Here is an 18136-nt window from a genome sequence, read left to right on the forward strand (position 1 = left end):
GCACAGGCAAAAAAAATGACCGGCTTGCCGGTCATTTTTTTTGGTGGCTACAGCGCCAGCAGAATCAGTCGCCGCCGCTTTCAGTGGCCACGGCCGCCTTCACGTGTTCATCACGCGCCCCATAACGCGCGGCCATCACGGCGCACACCATCAACTGGATCTGGTGGAACAGCATCACCGGCAAGAGCACCATGCCGATGGCGCCGCTGGAGAACAGCACCTTGGCCATGGGCACGCCCGAGGCCAGGCTCTTCTTGGAGCCGCAGAAGACGATGGTGATCTCGTCCTCCTTGTTGAAGCCCAGGCGGCGGCTGCCGAAGGTGGTCAGCCCCATGATGATGGCCAGCAGTACCGCATTGATGACCAGCAGCGCCACCAGCATCGACACCGGCACCTGGTGCCACAGGCCCTGTACCACCGCCTCGCTGAAGGCCACATAGACCACCAGCAGGATGGAGCTCTGGTCGACGAACTTGAGCCAGGACTTGTTGCGCTCGACCCAGCGGCCGATGAAGGGACGGGCGATCTGGCCGGCCACGAAGGGCAGCAGCAATTGATAAACGATTTTCAGGATGGAATCGAGCGAGGAATGTCCGCCGCCATCATGGGCCACCACCAGCACGCCCACCAGCAGCGGTGTCAGGAAGATGCCCAGCAGATTGGAGGCGGAGGCCGCACAGATCGCCGCCGGCACATTGCCGCGCGCCACCGAAGTGAAGGCAATGGACGACTGCACGGTGGAGGGCAGCACGCACAGGAACAGCAGCCCCAGGTACAACTCGGGCGTGATGAATTGCAGCAGCACCGGCTTCAAGGCCAGGCCGATGAGCGGGAACAGCGCAAAGGTACACAGCAGTACGGTAACGTGCAGCTTCCAGTGCGTGAAACCGGCCACCACGGCTTCCCGCGACAGCTTGGCTCCATGCATGAAGAACAGCAGGCCGATCATGAAGGTGGTCAGCCCGTCGAAGGCTTCGGCCACCTGGCCGGTACAGGGAAGGAAGGATGCGGTCAGCACGACGGCCAGCAGCATCAGGGTCATGTTATCGGGCAGGAAGCGGGGACGGGCCATGGCGGTTTCGTTGTTGTCTTGATCGGAGAGCCTGCAGCTTATGTATACATAGGCTGCGGGCAAACCGCCATTTTACGTGAGAGCGGGGCCGGCTTGCAGGGCCCGCTCATGATGCGTAAAAGGATCAGGCCTTGCGCACGAATTCGGTCTTCAGGCCCATGGAGCCGAAACCGTCGATCTTGCAGTCGATATCGTGGTCGCCCTCGACCAAGCGGATGTTCTTGACCTTGGTGCCCATCTTGACCACGCCGCCGCCGCCCTTCAACTTCAGGTCCTTGATCACGGTGACGGTATCGCCATCCTGCAGCACGTTGCCCGAGGCATCGCGCCAGACGCGGGCCTGCTCGGCGGGCGCCGCCTGGGCGCTCCACTCGTGGCCGCATTCGGGGCAGACGAACTGGCTGCCATCCTCATAGGTGAATTCGGACTGGCATTGGGGACAGGTGGGCAAGGTGCTCATGTAAATTAAACTCCGGCAAATGGCTTGAAAAGGCAGCGATTGTACTGCTTCGGTCGCCAACTTCACATAGCCTGCAAGACCCAAGATCAAATAAAACGCAAATAAAAAAGCAGGCTTGTGAGCAAGCCTGCCTTTTTCCTTCACACGATTGCTGCGGAGAACGCCCTACCAGCCCCAGAACATCAGCCACCACGCGGTATTGACCAACGCCAGGCCACCGATCGCCGGCAGCATGGCCAGCACTTGCTGAACCCAATGGGTGGCATGGCGCGCCACCACTTTCCAGCACAGCCACAGGCTCCACAGCGTCATGGCCGTCAGGAGCGCCGCGCGCACATCGTTGGCCCAATAGACCGGCCAGTGCTCTGCCCGCAGCAGGCTGATGGTGGTGGCCGAGAGGCCGACGAAGACGCCGCAGCCCGCCAGCGGGATCAATGCCTGCACCAGGTGGTTGAAGCGGCTCCACTCCCATTTGCCCAGCAGCCGCGTGGCCAGCCCGAACATCAGCGCCACGCCGGTGCCCAGCACCAGGCCGGTGGCGAGGATGTAGCCCACGACCATGGCGCCATCGAGCCAGGTGAAGACATCGCTTTGCTGCGGATAATTGGTCAGCAGCCACCACGGCGCCTGGGTGCCGAAGGGCCACATGATGTCGCGCTCGATCAGCCAGGTCGCGATGTCCTGCTTGATGGCGATGAACCAGGGGCTGACCGTCCAGTGGAAGGCGCCGATGGCGATGCCCAGCAGGCCGTACAGCACCAGTGCGCTTTCCCACAGGTTGTTCTGGGTCTTGCCGAAATGCACCACCTCCACCGCAGGCGGACGGAAGCTCAGGGCAATCGCATCCCGATGGCCACTGCAGCGGCCGCACATGTGGCAGTCGGAAGCCCCCTTCATATTGCGCAAAGGGACCAGCGGGGCGCAATTGATGGGAATGATCTTGTGTTCGGGATGATAGGAGGCGCGCCATGCATCTTCGTTCACCTTGTAGTGAACCGGGGCCAGTTTGGCCAGCAGGCCGAAGACGCCATTGACCGGGCACAGGTATTTGCACCACACGCGCTTGTCGCGGCCATACAGGTAGCCGATGATCATGGCGCCGACCGTGGAGCCGCCCAGCACCAGCAGCACCGCTTTGGGATACTGGTAGACGCTGACCATCTGGCCGTACACGGTGGTGAGGGCGAAGGCCACGAAGGGCCAGCCGCCCCAGCGCACCCACTTGGGAATGGCGCGTCCGCGTCCGTGGCGGCTGGCGAACTCGGTCAGCGCCCCTTCCGGACAGAGCACACCGCACCACACACGGCCCATCAGCACCATGCTGACCAGCACGAAGGGCCACCAGATGCCCCAGAAGGCGAACTGGGCGATCAGGGTGAGGTTGGACCAGAGATGGGCGGTTTCGTCAGGCAGCGGGAGGAACACCGGGACCAGGATCAGCAGTGCATAGACAGCCACCACGATCCATTGCAGGCCTCGGATGAATGCGCCATGGCGGCGCATCCAGTCTCCGGTACGCGTGAGCAGAGTCGGCGATTGCGTACAGGTTGTCATGAGATTCAGACGGCTTCCTGCCTCTTGCTCTTGAGCTGAGGCTGGGGTTTTCGATAAAGGAACGAACATACCACGACCCAGTAGAGGGCATAGACGATCACCGACAGCAGCGCCGGACGGGCGCGATAGCCGGTCAGGGTCGAGACCAGGCTGCCCAGGGTGGTGGAATCATCCAGCAGCGCCGAGGTATCCCAGAGCTGGCCGGTCAGGGTCATGGTCCAGCTGGCCGAGGCCAGCACGTCGGAGCTTTCCAGCAATACGTCGAACAGCTTTTCCACGCCGGTGACCAGCAAACCGGCCGCCAGCAACAGCAGAATCACTTCGGTGACCTGGAAGAAACGGCGCCAGGAGAAGATCTTGCCGCCCAGCTGCAGCAGATAGAAGGTCAGGAAGGCCAACCCGAACCCGATCGCCCCCGCCAGCACCAGCGACGCCGTGCTGGCATCCTGCTGGCCCAGGCCAATGCCGTACAGGAAAACGGCAGTCTCGCTGCCTTCGCGGGCGATCGCCAGCATCACCAGCACGAACACGCCCCACCAGTTGCCGCTTTCATAGCTGGACTGCATGGAGCTTTCCATCTCCTTCTTCAAGGTGCGGCCGTGCTTGCGCATCCAGAACACCATCTGCACAATCAGCACCGCCGCAATCAGGACGATGGCAATCTGGAAGTAGGTCTGGGCGTCGCCCGAAAGCAGTTCCGAAAAGCCCAGCAGCGCTGCGCCCAGGGCCCCGGCCAGCACCACCCCCGCGACCACGCCGCCCCACAGATAGGGAATGCCGCGCCGCGCGCCGACATCGCCGTTCTTCAGCCAGGCATAAAGGATGCCGACCACCAGAAGCGCCTCGACGCTTTCGCGCCAGACGATGAACATGACCTGTCCCATCAAACTTTCCCTTCCTGAAAACCTGGACTTCCCCGCTTCCGTACTGATTGCGCGTGCGCCCTCTTACTTGGCGACGATCACACCCGGCGGCATGTTGAGGTGGAAGTCATCGAAAAACTTGTATTCGCCCGGACGCAAGGGGGCAATCACCACGAAGGACTGGGCACCCGGTGCCAGCACCTTTTCCTTGCGCAGTTCGACGCTTTCGAACTCCGCGGCAGACTTGCCGATGTTGTGCACTTCGATCTTGATGCGCTGTCCGGCCGGCACTTCGATGCGCGGCGGGATGAGCTTGCCGTCCTGCATCTCCAGCTTGAAGGTCGGCAGGTCGGAAGCGCTGGCCTGCGCGGCGCTGCCCAGCATGGTCATCGCGGCCAGTGACAGGCAGATCAGTCGGACGATTCTTGCGATCATGAAAAACTCCGGAACTCTCTAAACGGTGAAGCCGGTCCGCCATCACGGCGCGGACCGGCATCGCATCACTGCAAACGTGCGGTCTGGATCAAGATCCGGCGATCCGCTTAGTAGCCGCCCTTCTTGCCGATGCCGGCGAAGGTGAAGTCGTAGTTCAGCTCGAAGGTCTTGAACCAAGGACCGACGCCGGTTTCCTTGTCGACGTGACGGCCGAAGTGGGCGTGTTCATTGGCTTGCGGCGAGGAGATGGTCAGCTTGAGCTTGTACTTGCCCGGGCCTTCCAGCTTCACGTTGTCGCCGTAGTGCGGACCGTCATTGGCCACCATGGGCATCATGTCGCCCTTGATGGACTTGGTGGAACCAACCTTGGTCAGTTCATACTTGATGACCATGTAGGGCATCCAGTCGCCTTCGGCGAAACCGTTGGGGTTCTTGGCCACGGCGCGGATGTCGGCTTCGAGGTGGATGTCGGATTCTTCAGCCTTGCGCATCATGCCGTCCGGTTCCATCTTCACCGGCTGCAGGTAGACGGCGTTGACTTCGAAGCCGTTCTGGATCTGCGGCTTGCCGATGGGGTACTCGGCGGCCGAGGCGGCGCCGGCAAAGGACAGGCTCAGCGCTGCGGCCACAGCCAGTTTCTTGAAACCGATCATTGCGTATTCTCCAAGGTGGGTCAAATGATAATGATTAGCATTAAGTATATCACCCTTTGAGGCAGCCGGCTCCCACCCTTTAGTGCAATCCTTCACAGCAATGCTGACCGGATAGGTAAAAACGTGCACAGATGAAAAAAACGCCCGGCACAGGCCGGGCGTTTCATGTTGCGGGCAACGCAGGCGGGAGGCGGCTTTCGGCCGCTTTGCACCCTGGATCAGAACTCTTCCATCTCCGCCACCTGGCGTGCGGCCGGCACTTGTGCACGGCCAGTTGCAGGTGGGACTTGCACAGTGCGCACACCTGCCGGCGCGCGCCCTTCCAGCTTGAAGACCGCCACCACGCTCTCCAGCTTCTCGGCCTGGCCCTGCAGGGCCTGGGCCGCTGCGGCGGCCTCTTCCACCAGCGCTGCATTCTGCTGGGTGCCCTGGTCCATCTGCGAGATGGCCTGGTTGACCTGGGTAATGCCGGCGCTCTGTTCTTCGCTGGCGTCGGCGATGTTGCCCACGATCTGGGTCACGCGCTGGACGCTGTCGACGATGTCGCTCATGGTCACGCCCGCCTGCTCCACCAGCTTGCTGCCGCTGCCGACCTTGTCAACCGAATCGTCGATCAGTTCCTTGATTTCCTTGGCGGCGGCCGCCGAGCGCTGGGCCAGCGAACGCACTTCCGAGGCCACCACCGCAAAGCCGCGTCCTTGCTCACCGGCGCGGGCCGCTTCCACGGCGGCGTTCAGGGCCAGGATGTTGGTCTGGAAGGCGATGCCGTCGATGACCGCGATGATGTCGACGATCTTGCGCGAGGACGCATTGATGGAGTTCATGGTGTCGACCACCTGGCGCACCACATCCCCGCCCTGCGAAGCAATGTGCGAGGCCGATTGTGCCAGCTCGTTGGCCTGGCGCGCGTTCTGGGTATTCTGCAACACGACCGAAGTCAGTTCTTCCAGGCTGGACGCACTTTCCTCCAGGGCCGCGGCCTGCTGCTCGGTACGCGCCGACAGGTCGGCATTGCCAGCGGCAATCTGGCGCGCGGCGACCGTCACCGAATCGGTGGAACTGCGGGTCGTGGCCACCACCTCCACGATACGGGCCAGCAGCTTGTTGAAGGCGGCGGCGGTGCGGCCGATTTCATCCATGCGTTCCACCGGCACCGGGCGCGACAGGTCCAGGGTCTGGCTGACGTGCTCGAAGGTCTGCTGGATCTTGCCCAGGCTGCGCGTGACACTGCGCAGCGTGCGGATGCCCAGCACGGCGGTCAGCAGCACCGCCACCACGATCACGCCGATCATCGCGCGCAGGGCAAAGGCGTAGGCGGCATCGCTCTCCTGCTTGACGGCGTCGATCATCTGGCGGCCCACCAGGATGTGGTCGTCGAATCCCTTCTTGGCCGCACCGGCCGACAGCGCCAGGGGCGTGCCGGCCTGCAGCGTGGCGCGTACGCCGTCCATGTCATTGGCGTAGGCGGCAGCGAAGAACGGCACCAGGGCCTTGCGGTAGGCCTCGATGTTGGCCTTGTCGGCCTGGATCAGGGCACGGTCCTTCTCATCGAAAATGAGATCGCGCTCGTAATGGGCGAATTCTTCATCCAGCGCCTTGTTGGCAGCATCGACTGCCTTCTGCAAGGCGGTCTTGTCGGGCAGGTTGGCGAACACCGACAGGCGATAGCCCGCCAGGCGCGAATCGGCCAGGTAACCCTTCAGCAGGTTCAGGCTGTCCATGCCGGGAATGATGCGGTTCTGGATCAGCTCCAGCCGCTGCTGGGCACGCTGCAGTTGCCAGAGTCCGTCGGCGCCGACGAACAGCAGCGCCAGCAGGGCTGTCGAGAGAGTGAGGATGAGGCGCTTGGTAATGGTCATGATGGAAAATTCACCGAAGGAAATGAAGCGCGCCGCAGCACGCGGGTTCAGCTACAGAACAAGAAAAAAGGATGAAGAAAAGCGCCCGCCGCCCACTCCCCTGCGCTCAGGCAGCCAGCGGCGCATCCTGCGCATCCGCCCCGAGCAGCTCACCGTGCTGGCGACAGAAATCCACGCCCGCGCGATAGCCCACCTGGAACAGCAGCTGCATGTTGGAGGCCGACCAGTCCAGCACATGGGGCCAGTGGTCTTGCGGCACGCCGGCCATCAGGTCAACCTTGAGCACCTGGCGCAACGGCGCGCCGGTGGCCGGATCACGATTGTGCTCCAGCTCGAAGAGGCGTTGCTCGGTCTGCGAGATCTTCACCAGCGGCGTGATGATGGAGCGCACCCACGCATCATAGAGATTGCGGGGCTTGCGGATCAGGCGATCCTCCCCGAGGATGTCCAGCACCACCAGGGTATCGACCTCGCCTGCAGGCGCCGCGCCCGTCTCCGGGTCGGTGATGAAGGGAGTGAAGTTGAGCGTATCCAGCGCCGCGCCTTCGATGTAATGCTCGCCATCGATTTCGGTGGGCGCATAGAGGAAGGGGAAGGACAGCGAAGCCCGCACGTGCGCCGGGGTGATCTGGTCCTTGTTCCAGATCTGCATGCGGTGACGGTCGAGGTTGTAGGCGTTGATGTAGAACTCGGGGGCCATGCGCGGCACCGCCGAAAAATCGATGGACTGCTCCAGGAAAGGCAGGTGGGCGCACAGCCCGAGGCTGCCCGAATGCAGGTCCGAGGGCGACATGGCCGACATCATCAGGTGCATCCAGTCATTCCACTTGGCCGAGGCCTCGGCGAAATGCTGGCTGAACATCGCGGCAAAGGGCGAGGCAGCCAGACCCGGCATCTGCTGGAACTGGTTCAGCATCGCATCGCGATAGCTCTCGGCCTGGGCGCCCGGTTTCTTGAAGACCTTGTAGTTGACCGGAAAGAGCTTGTAGATGCTGTCGGCCACGCCGACTTCAGCCCATTGCATGAGCGCGGCCTGCGGCGAGGCGTCGCGTGGCGCAGTGGCCAGCAAACCCATGAGCACGCCGGCACCAGAGGCCGAGATGACGTCGAACTCCACCCCTTCCGCCAGGAAGGCAGCCAGTGCCCCGGCGATCAAGGTCGAATTGGGCGCCCCGCCCCCGATGACCAAGGCCTTCCTGTTTCGTCGTGGCGAAACCTTCATAGCACTCCCCTTGTTGACCTGCATGTCCTGCTTTTTTGGATTTTTTGTGCGATGCACCGGAAGCATCGCTGTGGCGTCTCTGAAAACTGCCACGAGGTAAATTCGTCGCGACCCTGACGCAACTGTCAGGAATATAGCCGAGCAGCAATGCGTAAATGTTGCAGTGCGAGATTTTATTCGCTTATATCTGGCATTCAGAAATTTAATGAGGTAGTACCGGCGCGCTTGAACATGGCAAATGGAGGCTAGCGCTGGCAATCAAGCTGGCATTGTAATTCTCACGTAAGCTCACTACGGTAATTGCAACTTGGTGCGCAACTGTGGCTACGGTACGAAATCAGGCGCACGCTGGCGTGTGCGTGAGTATTGAGCAATGGATTTCTGTATCCTGCTATGTCAAACTTGCTGTAAAGCAGAAATGCAACATTCAAAAAACAACGCCCAGTTCCGCACATAACGCATGTCCCGCCCCAGCATATTGATGGTCGATCCCAGTCCGGAGTCGGTGGAACTGGCGCGCTTCAGCCTTTGGCGCAGCAAGCTGGAGTGCGACTTCGGCTGGTTCGAGGATGCGGAGCGAGCCATGGAATCGCTCTTCAGCCCGCAGGCGCAACACCACCCTGACACCCTGCCCTGCCTGATCCTGCTGGAACCCCGCTTGCCCCGCATGGAAGGACTCGATCTCCTGCACATGCTGCGCAGCCAGCCCCATACCCGCACACTGCCGGTGATCATGTTCGCCACTTCCTACGACGAAACCGACGCCGCGCGCTCGCGTGAAGCCGGTGCCAACGATTACCTGGTCAAACCGGTGGATGCGCGCGAGTTCATGCAGTTGGTCAATCACACCGTCCAGCGCTGGCTTGCGGTGGCTTCCAGCCACAACTGAAGCCAGGCACGTGGCTGCATCGCGCCTGATCGCCCGTGCGCCGGAGGAAACCACATCAAGCACGCAAGCATGGAGTTGATCGAAAATTCGGTCAGCCAAGGGGGGATCGGGGAGAGGGCCGGTCAAGGGATACGTTCCGGATCCGGCGGCTGCCCTCTCGGCGGCGATGTGCCGGAGGATGGCGCGGGGCGAGGTGGCCACTGAAGGCTGACGTGTCCGCCATCAGGAAAAAGCGGCGCACAAAAGACAAAAGGGCCCATCTTGCGATGGACCCTTTATATCTGGTGCGGCTGGCAGGAATCGAACCCACGACCCCTTGGTTCGTAGCCAAGTACTCTATCCAGCTGAGCTACAGCCGCGAAAAACAAAATTATATCAGCAAGTTTTCCCGTTTGGGAAGCCCCTTCTCTCGTTTTTTTTGCCTGACAGGAAAAACGCGGCAGGTTCACCTGCGCTCCAGCGTCGGCGGCACCCACGCAACAGCTGCGCAGGCCACCCTTTGAGACAACAGGGATGACCCTGCGGTGCTGCAAGGCTATCATGAAGGATTATTCACCCTTCTCCATTCACATCGCCTGCATGCCTGTCTTTCCCGCCTCAGATCCATCACATGAACAACGCCTACGTGAAGAAGAACGCACGCGCATCGCACGCGACCTGCACGACGAGCTGGGCGCACAGCTGACCGGCATCGGCATGGCGCTGGGCCAGTTGCGGGAACAACTGGCACGCGAGCAACACGCAGCCCAGCCACATGCCGACTACGCGCAGCAATTGCTGGACCAGGCGCGCGAAGGCATGGAACGGCTCATCGATGACCTGCACCCCCCTGTCGTCGAATTCGGGCTGGCCGATGCACTGCGCTGGCAGTGCCGTCATTTCAGTCGGCAAACCGCACTGGAGTGCCACGTGCAGTGCCCCGACACACCGCCAGTGCTGGAGACTTTCGTGGTGGTGAGCCTGCTGCGCATCCTGCGCGAAGCACTGGCCAACGTGGCCCGCCACGCGCAGGCACGCAAGGTCGAGGTCAGCCTCAAGGTCGGCCGGGAGCTGCTCCTGCAGGTGGCTGACGATGGCGTCGGCATGCCGCCACAGCACGCCGGGCAGGATCAGCAGCGCCGCAGCCAATGCCACGGCCTGGCCAACATGCGTACCCGCGCTGCGGCATTGGGCGGCAGCCTGATGCTGGAATCCCGCCTTGGGGGCGGCACTATGGTGAGCGTTCGTTTGCCTGTTGCAGACTGAATGAACACTATAAAATACACCCTCGCCCGCCACAGCCCAGAGCACGGTTTCACGAGGAGTTCCGCAGTCCGCCCATGAGCAAGAAAGCCACCGCCGCCATCAAGGTCCTGATCGCTGATGATCACGCCATCGTGCGCGAAGGCCTGCGCCAGATCTGCGCCGGCAGCAAGGACATCGTCGTGGCCGGCAATGCCGCCAACGGGCTGGAGGCCATCAAGCTGGCGCGCGAAGCCAATGGCGATGTCATGTTGCTCGACATCGTGCTGCCCGACCGCAGCGGCATCGACATCCTCAAGCAGATCCGCAAGGAACAGCCTGAACTGCCGGTGCTGATCCTGTCCATCCACCGCGAAGACCAGTACGCGATCCGCTCGCTCAAAGCGGGTGCGGCCGGCTTCCTCAACAAGCAGGCCAGCCCGGGCGAACTGCTCGCGGCCATCCGCCAGGCCGCCGCCGGGCGCAAGTACGTGAGCCCCTCGCTGGCGCAGGAACTGGCCAACCAGATCGGCTTCGATCACGACACCCCGCTGCATGAAACGCTCTCGGACCGGGAGTACCAGACCATGGTCATGATCGCCTCCGGCAAGACCGTCAGCGACATCGCCACCGAACTGCTGCTGTCAGTCAAGACCATCAGCATGTATCGCTCCCGCGTACTGGCCAAGATGAAAATGCGCCACAACGCCGAACTCACCCATTACGCGCTCAAGAACAACCTGGTGGAATGAGCGCCGGCCCCGGTCCCGCCTCACGGGAAACACCGGCTTCCCAGTTGGAAAGGGGCTTTTCTCCTCCTATTAAATGCATCCACGGAACTGGCGCTGACGTACAATTAGTTGTCATTTTTGCCTCTCCCTGCCGGGACGCGGCAACGGACTGTGGCTGAGGGGGAGACGAAGCTGCGTTTGTGCGATGACCGGGGTGGATGGCCTTGCTCAAGCAAAGCCCGCCTGCGCCGATACCGTAGGAAATCCCCCGTGCATACAGACGAACACACCAACAATACAGTCACCAGCCGGCATGTCCAAGAAACCGTCCACGCTCACGCCTGTCGAGATTGCCCGAGAAGCTTTCCAGCGGCTTGGGGCCCGGCGCATCTCCCCCACGCCGGATGCCTATCGCATCGCCTATGAGGAAATCCAGGGCGGCATGCCCGGCGTGACTGCCGAGTCGGTACTGAGCACCTTCGCCACCAAGCTCTCGCGCCAGCCGGGGGAAAACGGCCTGCTGGGCACACGCCTGGTGCGTGCCCGCGAGAACGGCGACTGGACCGAGTTCGAGCGCCAGCTCATTGAGTTCGCTGACGCCAACTGGCAAAGCCGTCCCATCGTGCCGGCCAAACCGGCCGTGCAGCACGGCGAGCTGGTCCCCATCGATCTGGAACGACAATTCATCCGCGACAGCGTCAAAGAGAAGATGCTGCGCGAGATGCTGGCGCGCATCCTGGTCTTCAACCTGCCCTCGCTGCTCTCGACCGCACCGGAACTGGCCAATGAATCGCGCAACAGCGGCCAGGACCTCAAAATGGCGTTCTCCGAGCAGGCGATGAACGAGATCATCACCCGCGTCAAGCAGTTGAGCTTCCAGATCGAGCTCAAGACCGACGACATGGCCCAGCAGCAGGAATTGCTGATGCGCCTGTTCCAGCTGCTGCTGGAAAACATCAACGGACTGCTGGAACAGGGCTCGTGGCTGTCGAGCCAGATCGAAACCGTGCAGAGCCTGATCGCCGGTCCGCTCAGCAACACCTCGCTGGCCGATGCCACCAAGAACCTCAAGGAAGTGATCTACAAGCAGGGCCTGCTGAAGAACACCCTGTCCGAGGAAAAAGTGGTGGTCAAGAACATGATGCTGACCTTCGTGGACCGGCTTTCGGCCATGGTCTCCACCACTGACAATTACCAGCGCACCATTCGCGGTTTCTCCCAGCAGATCAGCCAGGCGGGCAACATCGCTGATCTCAACAGCGTGCTCAGCGAAATCATGACCGAGACGCAGAAGGCCCAGGAAGAAGCCACCCGCTCACGCGACGCCATGGTCGATGCGCGCCAGGAAGTGGAAAAGGCCGAGGAGCGTATCCAGGCGCTGGAACAGCAATTGCAGCAGATGGGTGAACTGGTGCGCGAAGACCAGTTGACGGGCAGCCTCAACCGGCGCGGCATGGATGAATCACTGGATCGCGAGATCGCCAACGCCCTGCGGCGCGAAACGCCGCTGTGCGTGGCCTTGCTGGACCTGGATGATTTCAAGCGCATCAATGACACGCATGGCCACGCCACCGGCGACGAAGTGCTGGTGCACCTGGTGCAGGTGATCCGCGAAACCTTGCGCAAGCTGGATGTGATCGCGCGCTTCGGTGGCGAGGAATTCGTCATCCTCATGCCCGAGACCAGCGCGCAGGATGCGGTCCAGATCATCACGCGCGTGCAGCGTGAACTGACCAAACGCATCTTCATGCATGAGAGCCAGCGCCTGCTCATCACCTTCAGTGCCGGCGTGGCGGTGTATCAGCCGGGCGAGAGCCAGGCCGAACTGCTCAAGCGCACCGACGTGGCGTTGTATAAAGCGAAGAATGCCGGCAAGAACCGCATCGTCTTTGCCGATCCACCTGCCGCGGAGGCACCGGGCCTGCCGCCCTCCCCATAACGTCTGACACCCGCGTTTCAGCTGCCATTTGGGCTTGCTGCGCGGCGCCAGCTGCGCCAGCCGGCTGCGGCCATGAGCACGAAGAGCGCATACAACATGGCGGTCAGCGTCAGGTGCTTGTAGAGATACAGGCCCACGTAAAGCACATCCACCGCAATCCAGACCAGCCAGTTTTCCAGCTTCTTGCGCGACAGCAGGAATTGGCCGACCAGGCTGCCCGCCGTGAGGAAGCCATCCATGTGCGGCACATCAGTATCTGTATAACGCTGCAGGAACCACGACAGCAGCAGCCATCCTGCCAGCCAGCTCAGCACCATGACGGCCCGGCCGCGCGCGGCCAGCGTGGACACCTGCAATGGACGATGGTCCTCGCCGCCGCGCAGCCATTGGCTCCAGCCCCACACCGACACCGCCACGAAGACGAACTGCAAGCCGGCATCGCCATAGAGGCGTGCATCGGCAAAGACCGCTGCGTACAGCAACGACGAGAGGATGGAAAACAGCCACGCCCAATGATTCTGGCGGATGTTGAGCCAGACGGTCAGTACGGCCAGCGCAAAGGAGACCAGCTCCAGCGGCGTGGTGATGAGGCCCAGCCAGGTCAGCGGGGTATCAGGACGCATAGGAAGGAAAAGACGACAGCAACTCAGCGCGTGGCGACACGGCCTGCGGAAGACGGCGCATTGGCCGGTACGGAGACACTATTGGGCTGCCCGGAGCCGGGCATGTAGGGATTGGGATTGATGGCGGCCGCCGGCTTGCCGGAACTGCCATCGAGCAGCTGGATGAAGATTTCGTTCTGGCGGATCATGCCCAGCTCGAAACGTGCACGCTCCTCCACCGCCCCCTTGGACTGCTTCAGGTCGTCCACTTCGGAGGACAGCTTGGCGTTGCGCTCCTTGAGTTCATCGTTCTTCTTGTGCGCCAGTTGCACCTGACGGTCAAGCTCCCAGACCTTGAACCAGCCGCCCTTGCCCAGCCAAAGCGGGTACTGGATCACGACCAGCAGGAAGGACAGGCAGAGAATGATCAGGCGCATAGCCGGGAGCTTTCAGTGCGGCGCCGGCCCGAGGGACGGCGCCGCAAGCTTCTTACTTCAGGTTGTAGAACGCAGCGCGGCCGGGGTAGCTGGCGATGTCGCCCAGGTCTTCTTCGATACGCAGCAGCTGGTTGTACTTGGCCATGCGGTCCGAACGCGACATCGAGCCAGTCTTGATCTGCAGGGCGTTCATGCCCACGGCGATATCGGCGATGGTCGAGTCTTCGGTTTCGCCCGAACGGTGCGAGATCACGGCGGTGTAGCCGGCACGCTTGGCCATTTCGATGGCGGCAAAGGTCTCGGTGAGGGTACCGATCTGGTTGATCTTGATCAGGATCGAGTTGCCGATGCCCTTGTCGATGCCTTCCTTGAGGATCTTGGTGTTGGTGACGAACAGGTCGTCGCCCACCAGCTGCACCTTCTTGCCCAGGGTTTCGGTCAGGAGCTTCCAGCCAGCCCAGTCGTTCTCGGCCATGCCGTCTTCGATGCTGATGATCGGGTACTTGTCGCACCAGGATGCCAGGAGACCCGTCTTTTGCGCCGGGGTCAGCACCATGTTTTCACCGGCCAGATGGTAGTTGCCGTCCTTGTAGTACTCGGAAGCGGCGCAGTCCAGGCCCAGGGCGATCTGGGTACCCGGCTCGTAGCCAGCCTTCTCGATGGCTTCGATGATCAGCTTGATGGCTTCTTCGTGGCTGGAAACGTTGGGGGCGAAGCCGCCTTCGTCGCCGACGGACGTGGCCAGGCCACGGTCGTGCAGGATCTTCTTGAGGGTGTGGAACACCTCGGCGCCATAGCGCAGGGCTTCACGGAAGCTCGGTGCGCCGACCGGGATGATCATGAATTCCTGGATATCCAGGTTGTTGTCGGCGTGGGCGCCGCCGTTGATGACGTTCATCATCGGCACCGGCATCTGCATGGAGCCGCTGCCGCCGAAGTAGCGGTACAGGGGCAGGCCCGATTCTTCGGCAGCGGCCTTGGCCACGGCCATCGAGACGGCCAGCATGGCGTTGGCGCCCAGGCGGCTCTTGTTCTCGGTGCCGTCCAGGTCGATCAGGGTGCGATCCAGGAAGGCTTGCTCATTGGCGTCCAGGCCCATGATGGCTTCCGAGATCTCGGTGTTGATGTTTTCGCAGGCTTGCAGCACGCCCTTGCCGAAATAGCGGCTCTTGTCGCCGTCACGCAGTTCGATCGCTTCGCGCGAGCCGGTGGAGGCGCCCGACGGCACGGCCGCGCGGCCCAGCACGCCGGATTCCAGCAGCACGTCGCATTCCACGGTCGGATTGCCACGCGAGTCGATCACTTCGCGGCCGATAATATCAACGATTGCACTCATTCCAGATCTCCATCGAGGTTTTAAAAATTGTTGGCGGGTGCGGGCCCATGGCCGGGGCCCCCATGTTGAAACGGCCGCCCGACGGCAGCCGTTTCACGCATCAGGCCGGCAGCTTATGCCTGGCCTTTCAACGCCGCGTGGTGCGCCAGTGCGGCACGGATGTACGAAATGAACAGCGGATGCCCATCACGCGGGGTGGACTTGAACTCCGGGTGATACTGCACGCCGATGTAGAACGGGTGAGCGTTCTCGCCGGTGCGCGGCAGTTCCATGATTTCGCACAGGTCTTCGGTCGGGGTACGGGCCGAAACGACCATGCCGGCTTCTTCCACACGGGTCAGGTAGAAGTTGTTGGCTTCATAGCGATGGCGGTGACGTTCGGTCACGCTGTCGCCGTAGATCTCTGCAGCCAGGGTGCCCGGCTTGACCGCACAGGTCTGCGCGCCCAGGCGCATGGTGCCGCCCAGGTCGGAATTGGCATCGCGGCGCTCGACCTTGCCGTCATGGTTCTGCCATTCGTCGATCAGGGCCACCACCGGTTGCTCGGTATCCGGGTCGAACTCGGTCGAGTTCGCCTTGGACAGGCCAGCCTTGTTGCGTGCATATTCCAGCAGGGCCACTTGCATGCCCAGGCAGATGCCCAGGTACGGGACCTTGTTTTCGCGGGCGTAGCGGGCGGCGGCAATCTTGCCTTCCACGCCGCGCTTGCCGAAGCCGCCAGGCACCAGGATGGCATCGTACTTGTCCAGGCTGTCGGTGCCGTTGGCTTCGATCTCTTCCGAATCCAGGTACTCGATGTTGACGCGGCTACCGGTATGGATGCCGGCGTGGCGCAGCGCTTCGGTCAGCGACTTGTAGGACTCGGTCAGGTCGACATACTTGCCGACCATGCCGATGGTGACTTCGTGCGAAGGATTGTTCTGCGCATCGATCAGCTTGTCCCACATCGACAGATCGGCAGGCTTGGGCGACAGGCCCAGCTTTTCGCAGATGATGGTATCCAAACCCTGGTCGTGCAGCATCTGCGGAATCTTATAGATGCTATCGGCATCCCACACCGAAATGACGGCGTCGGCGGCGACGTTGGAGAACAGCGAGATCTTGTCGCGTTCGTCGTCCGGGATGCGGCGGTCGGCACGGCACAGCAGCGCGTCGGGCGAAATGCCGATTTCGCGCAGTTTCTGCACGCTGTGCTGGGTGGGCTTGGTCTTGAGTTCGCCGGCCGAGGCCAGGAACGGCACCAGGGTCAGGTGGACGAAGGCGGTGGCGTTGCGGCCGGAGCGCAGGCTCAACTGGCGCGCAGCTTCCAGGAAGGGCAGCGATTCGATGTCACCGACGGTGCCGCCGATTTCCACCAGCGCCACTTCGAAACCTTCGGCGCCGCGATGGATGAATTCCTGGATCTCGTTGGTGATGTGCGGGATCACCTGGACGGTCTTGCCCAGGTATTCGCCACGGCGTTCCTTGCGGATCACCGATTCATACACCTGGCCGGTGGTGAAATTGTTCACCTTCTTCATCTTGGCCGAGATGAAACGCTCGTAGTGGCCCAGGTCGAGGTCGGTTTCGGCGCCGTCATCGGTGACGAACACTTCACCGTGCTGCAACGGGCTCATGGTGCCGGGGTCGACGTTGATGTAGGGATCGAGCTTCAGGAGGGTGACTTTGAGGCCGCGCGATTCGAGGATCGCAGCCAGGGACGCGGCGGCAATCCCTTTACCCAGGGAAGACACGACGCCGCCAGTGACAAATACAAACTTGGTCATTACAGATGAGTGCCGAACGGCACATGCGGGAAATTCAAATTATACCCCAAAACCGGCTCGTTTTTTAAGCCTGCTTGCGATTAGTGTCTCGTCATCGACAAACTTGCAGCAGGAAAACATGCCCGGCCGCCGGGAATGGCTTCTTGACCATCGCTCCGGCAGATTGGTTCATCTCCGCACTATTCAATCTGAAGCCCCCCTGCCCTGCAACAGCTGCCCGATCATGGTGTGCGTGGCCCGGGCCGCCTCTACCGGCGACTCCATCGGGAACAGGTGCCCTCCGGCGATATGCAGGAAATTCGGTCCGACCAGCCGGCGCGTGGCGTCCAGTCCGGCCAGGCGGCACTCCACCGAATCGACGCCGCCCACGAAGCCCACCGGCACCGGATAAGTCTGGCGCGCCAGGCGCCCGAGGTGATGGGGAATGGTGCGGTAGACCGCCGTTTCGGTCTCGCGCGAAAAGCGCAGCCTGACGCCACCGCTAGGGTGCGGCACCAGCCCATGCTGCACATAGTCACGCAGTACCTGCTGCGGCCAGGCAGCAAAGAGAGACTTGGCGGCGTAATGCTGATAAGCCGCTTCCATGTCGGGCCAGTTGTCGCGGCGGCGCGCCGAGGCCACCGAGGGCGAGTGGCGGCTTTCATACTTCAGCAGCTTGGCCAGGCGCAGCAGGTGCGCGCGCCAGCCGGCCACGATGGGCGAATCCAGCAGCACCACGCAGCGCACCAGTGCCGGCCGCTTGCGCGCGGCCATCAGCGCGAGAATGCCGCCCATGGAATGGCCCACCAGGATCACCGGTTCGGTATAGCTGCGCTCGAGCTCCTCGCGCAGTTCGCGGGCCAGGGTACGCCAGCCGTCATCGACCGGAAAGCGCGGATTGTGGGCGTGGATCGGCAAGGCGCGCACATCGTAATGGGCGCGCAGCTGCTCGAAGAACATGCCGTAAGTCCCCGCCGGATAGCTGTTGGCGTGGGCGAAATGAAGAATCGGATGGCTCATGGAAAGGCACAGGCTGGGCAATGGCCGCAGCATAGCAAAACGGCCAGCGCCGCGAGCGTGCTATTTTCCCGCATCGCGAAATGAAGGATCAGGCAGGA

General features: G+C 62.1%; 17 protein-coding genes and 1 tRNA gene. 4 read left to right on the forward strand and 14 right to left on the reverse strand.

The annotated features are described in order from the left end of the window. Positions 1–64: 64 nt before the first annotated feature. From ACLRDN_RS14735 to ACLRDN_RS14770, 8 genes are all read right to left on the reverse strand, one after another. On the reverse strand, positions 65–1072 hold the full coding sequence (locus tag ACLRDN_RS14735; protein WP_413456885.1) for a bile acid:sodium symporter family protein: 1008 nt from the start codon (positions 1070–1072) through the stop codon (positions 65–67). Between the two features lie 124 nt (positions 1073–1196). Then, the gene (locus ACLRDN_RS14740) at positions 1197–1532 is read right to left on the reverse strand and encodes a zinc ribbon domain-containing protein YjdM (protein WP_413456886.1); all 336 of its coding nucleotides are present in this window, start codon (positions 1530–1532) and stop codon (positions 1197–1199) included. Between the two features lie 165 nt (positions 1533–1697). Continuing rightward, positions 1698–3035 (reverse strand): 4Fe-4S binding protein, encoded by a 1338-nt coding sequence (locus ACLRDN_RS14745; RefSeq protein WP_413460403.1) that lies wholly within the window; start codon positions 3033–3035, stop codon positions 1698–1700. Between the two features lie 56 nt (positions 3036–3091). After that, the gene (locus tag ACLRDN_RS14750) at positions 3092–3970 is read right to left on the reverse strand and encodes an FTR1 family iron permease (RefSeq protein WP_413456887.1); all 879 of its coding nucleotides are present in this window, start codon (positions 3968–3970) and stop codon (positions 3092–3094) included. A 63-nt stretch (positions 3971–4033) separates the two neighbouring features. Beyond that, positions 4034–4384 carry a cupredoxin domain-containing protein gene (locus ACLRDN_RS14755; RefSeq protein ID WP_413456888.1) on the reverse strand — a complete coding sequence of 117 codons (351 nt, stop codon included), beginning with the start codon at positions 4382–4384 and terminating at the stop codon, positions 4034–4036. 107 nt (positions 4385–4491) lie between these two features. Beyond that, a complete protein-coding gene (locus tag ACLRDN_RS14760; RefSeq protein WP_145601356.1) occupies positions 4492–5037 on the reverse strand; it encodes an iron transporter in 546 nt (181 codons plus the stop codon). A gap of 218 nt (positions 5038–5255) precedes the next feature. Then, positions 5256–6896, reverse strand: a complete 1641-nt coding sequence (locus ACLRDN_RS14765; protein ID WP_413456889.1) for a methyl-accepting chemotaxis protein — start codon at positions 6894–6896, stop codon at positions 5256–5258. A gap of 106 nt (positions 6897–7002) precedes the next feature. Beyond that, on the reverse strand, positions 7003–8118 hold the full coding sequence (locus tag ACLRDN_RS14770; protein ID WP_413456890.1) for a patatin-like phospholipase family protein: 1116 nt from the start codon (positions 8116–8118) through the stop codon (positions 7003–7005). A gap of 460 nt (positions 8119–8578) precedes the next feature. Between ACLRDN_RS14770 and ACLRDN_RS14775 the strand changes: the two genes are divergently transcribed. Continuing rightward, positions 8579–9007, forward strand: a complete 429-nt coding sequence (locus ACLRDN_RS14775) for a response regulator (RefSeq protein ID WP_413456891.1) — start codon at positions 8579–8581, stop codon at positions 9005–9007. 282 nt (positions 9008–9289) lie between these two features. On the opposite strand, the gene ACLRDN_RS14780 is transcribed toward ACLRDN_RS14775, so the two are convergent. Continuing rightward, positions 9290–9366: transfer RNA gene (locus tag ACLRDN_RS14780), tRNA-Arg, on the reverse strand. Positions 9367–9547: 181 nt separating this feature from the next. On the opposite strand from ACLRDN_RS14780, the gene ACLRDN_RS14785 reads away from it, so the two are divergent. The 3 genes from ACLRDN_RS14785 to ACLRDN_RS14795 all read left to right on the forward strand — a co-directional run bounded on the left by ACLRDN_RS14785 (position 9548) and on the right by ACLRDN_RS14795 (position 12898). Continuing rightward, positions 9548–10252, forward strand: coding sequence for a sensor histidine kinase (locus ACLRDN_RS14785; protein ID WP_413456892.1), 705 nt, complete (start codon positions 9548–9550; stop codon positions 10250–10252). Between the two features lie 74 nt (positions 10253–10326). Continuing rightward, positions 10327–10980 (forward strand): response regulator, encoded by a 654-nt coding sequence (locus ACLRDN_RS14790; RefSeq protein ID WP_413456893.1) that lies wholly within the window; start codon positions 10327–10329, stop codon positions 10978–10980. A 292-nt stretch (positions 10981–11272) separates the two neighbouring features. Further along, positions 11273–12898, forward strand: coding sequence for a GGDEF domain-containing protein (locus ACLRDN_RS14795; RefSeq protein ID WP_413456894.1), 1626 nt, complete (start codon positions 11273–11275; stop codon positions 12896–12898). Between the two features lie 17 nt (positions 12899–12915). On the opposite strand, the gene pnuC is transcribed toward ACLRDN_RS14795, so the two are convergent. The 5 genes from pnuC to ACLRDN_RS14820 all read right to left on the reverse strand — a co-directional run bounded on the left by pnuC (position 12916) and on the right by ACLRDN_RS14820 (position 18038). Further along, positions 12916–13521, reverse strand: a complete 606-nt coding sequence (gene pnuC / locus ACLRDN_RS14800) for a nicotinamide riboside transporter PnuC (RefSeq protein WP_413456895.1) — start codon at positions 13519–13521, stop codon at positions 12916–12918. A 23-nt stretch (positions 13522–13544) separates the two neighbouring features. Then, complete coding sequence (gene ftsB / locus ACLRDN_RS14805; protein ID WP_413456896.1) at positions 13545–13937, reverse strand: cell division protein FtsB; 393 nt, start codon at positions 13935–13937, stop codon at positions 13545–13547. A 52-nt stretch (positions 13938–13989) separates the two neighbouring features. Further along, the gene (eno, locus tag ACLRDN_RS14810) at positions 13990–15273 is read right to left on the reverse strand and encodes a phosphopyruvate hydratase (protein WP_039785546.1); all 1284 of its coding nucleotides are present in this window, start codon (positions 15271–15273) and stop codon (positions 13990–13992) included. Between the two features lie 113 nt (positions 15274–15386). Then, on the reverse strand, positions 15387–17039 hold the full coding sequence (locus ACLRDN_RS14815; RefSeq protein ID WP_154135161.1) for a CTP synthase: 1653 nt from the start codon (positions 17037–17039) through the stop codon (positions 15387–15389). A 183-nt stretch (positions 17040–17222) separates the two neighbouring features. Continuing rightward, on the reverse strand, positions 17223–18038 hold the full coding sequence (locus tag ACLRDN_RS14820) for an alpha/beta fold hydrolase (protein WP_413456897.1): 816 nt from the start codon (positions 18036–18038) through the stop codon (positions 17223–17225). Positions 18039–18136 lie beyond the last annotated feature (98 nt).

Origin of the sequence: Herbaspirillum huttiense (assembly GCF_047300815.1) — a bacterium.
Taxonomy (GTDB): Bacteria; Pseudomonadota; Gammaproteobacteria; order Burkholderiales; family Burkholderiaceae_D; genus Herbaspirillum; species Herbaspirillum huttiense_A.

Coding starts and splice junctions, on each gene's coding strand:
- ACLRDN_RS14745 (WP_413460403.1), bottom strand. CDS start 3,035: ATGCGCCGCCATGGCGCATTCATCCGAGGCCTGCAATGGATCGTGGTG.
- eno (WP_039785546.1), bottom strand. CDS start 15,273: ATGAGTGCAATCGTTGATATTATCGGCCGCGAAGTGATCGACTCGCGT.
- ACLRDN_RS14740 (WP_413456886.1), bottom strand. CDS start 1,532: ATGAGCACCTTGCCCACCTGTCCCCAATGCCAGTCCGAATTCACCTAT.
- ACLRDN_RS14765 (WP_413456889.1), bottom strand. CDS start 6,896: ATGACCATTACCAAGCGCCTCATCCTCACTCTCTCGACAGCCCTGCTG.
- ACLRDN_RS14790 (WP_413456893.1), top strand. CDS start 10,327: ATGAGCAAGAAAGCCACCGCCGCCATCAAGGTCCTGATCGCTGATGAT.
- ACLRDN_RS14755 (WP_413456888.1), bottom strand. CDS start 4,384: ATGATCGCAAGAATCGTCCGACTGATCTGCCTGTCACTGGCCGCGATG.
- ACLRDN_RS14820 (WP_413456897.1), bottom strand. CDS start 18,038: ATGAGCCATCCGATTCTTCATTTCGCCCACGCCAACAGCTATCCGGCG.
- ACLRDN_RS14750 (WP_413456887.1), bottom strand. CDS start 3,970: ATGGGACAGGTCATGTTCATCGTCTGGCGCGAAAGCGTCGAGGCGCTT.
- ACLRDN_RS14815 (WP_154135161.1), bottom strand. CDS start 17,039: ATGACCAAGTTTGTATTTGTCACTGGCGGCGTCGTGTCTTCCCTGGGT.
- ACLRDN_RS14760 (WP_145601356.1), bottom strand. CDS start 5,037: ATGATCGGTTTCAAGAAACTGGCTGTGGCCGCAGCGCTGAGCCTGTCC.
- ftsB (WP_413456896.1), bottom strand. CDS start 13,937: ATGCGCCTGATCATTCTCTGCCTGTCCTTCCTGCTGGTCGTGATCCAG.
- pnuC (WP_413456895.1), bottom strand. CDS start 13,521: ATGCGTCCTGATACCCCGCTGACCTGGCTGGGCCTCATCACCACGCCG.
- ACLRDN_RS14735 (WP_413456885.1), bottom strand. CDS start 1,072: ATGGCCCGTCCCCGCTTCCTGCCCGATAACATGACCCTGATGCTGCTG.
- ACLRDN_RS14795 (WP_413456894.1), top strand. CDS start 11,273: ATGTCCAAGAAACCGTCCACGCTCACGCCTGTCGAGATTGCCCGAGAA.
- ACLRDN_RS14770 (WP_413456890.1), bottom strand. CDS start 8,118: ATGAAGGTTTCGCCACGACGAAACAGGAAGGCCTTGGTCATCGGGGGC.
- ACLRDN_RS14775 (WP_413456891.1), top strand. CDS start 8,579: ATGTCCCGCCCCAGCATATTGATGGTCGATCCCAGTCCGGAGTCGGTG.
- ACLRDN_RS14785 (WP_413456892.1), top strand. CDS start 9,548: ATGAAGGATTATTCACCCTTCTCCATTCACATCGCCTGCATGCCTGTC.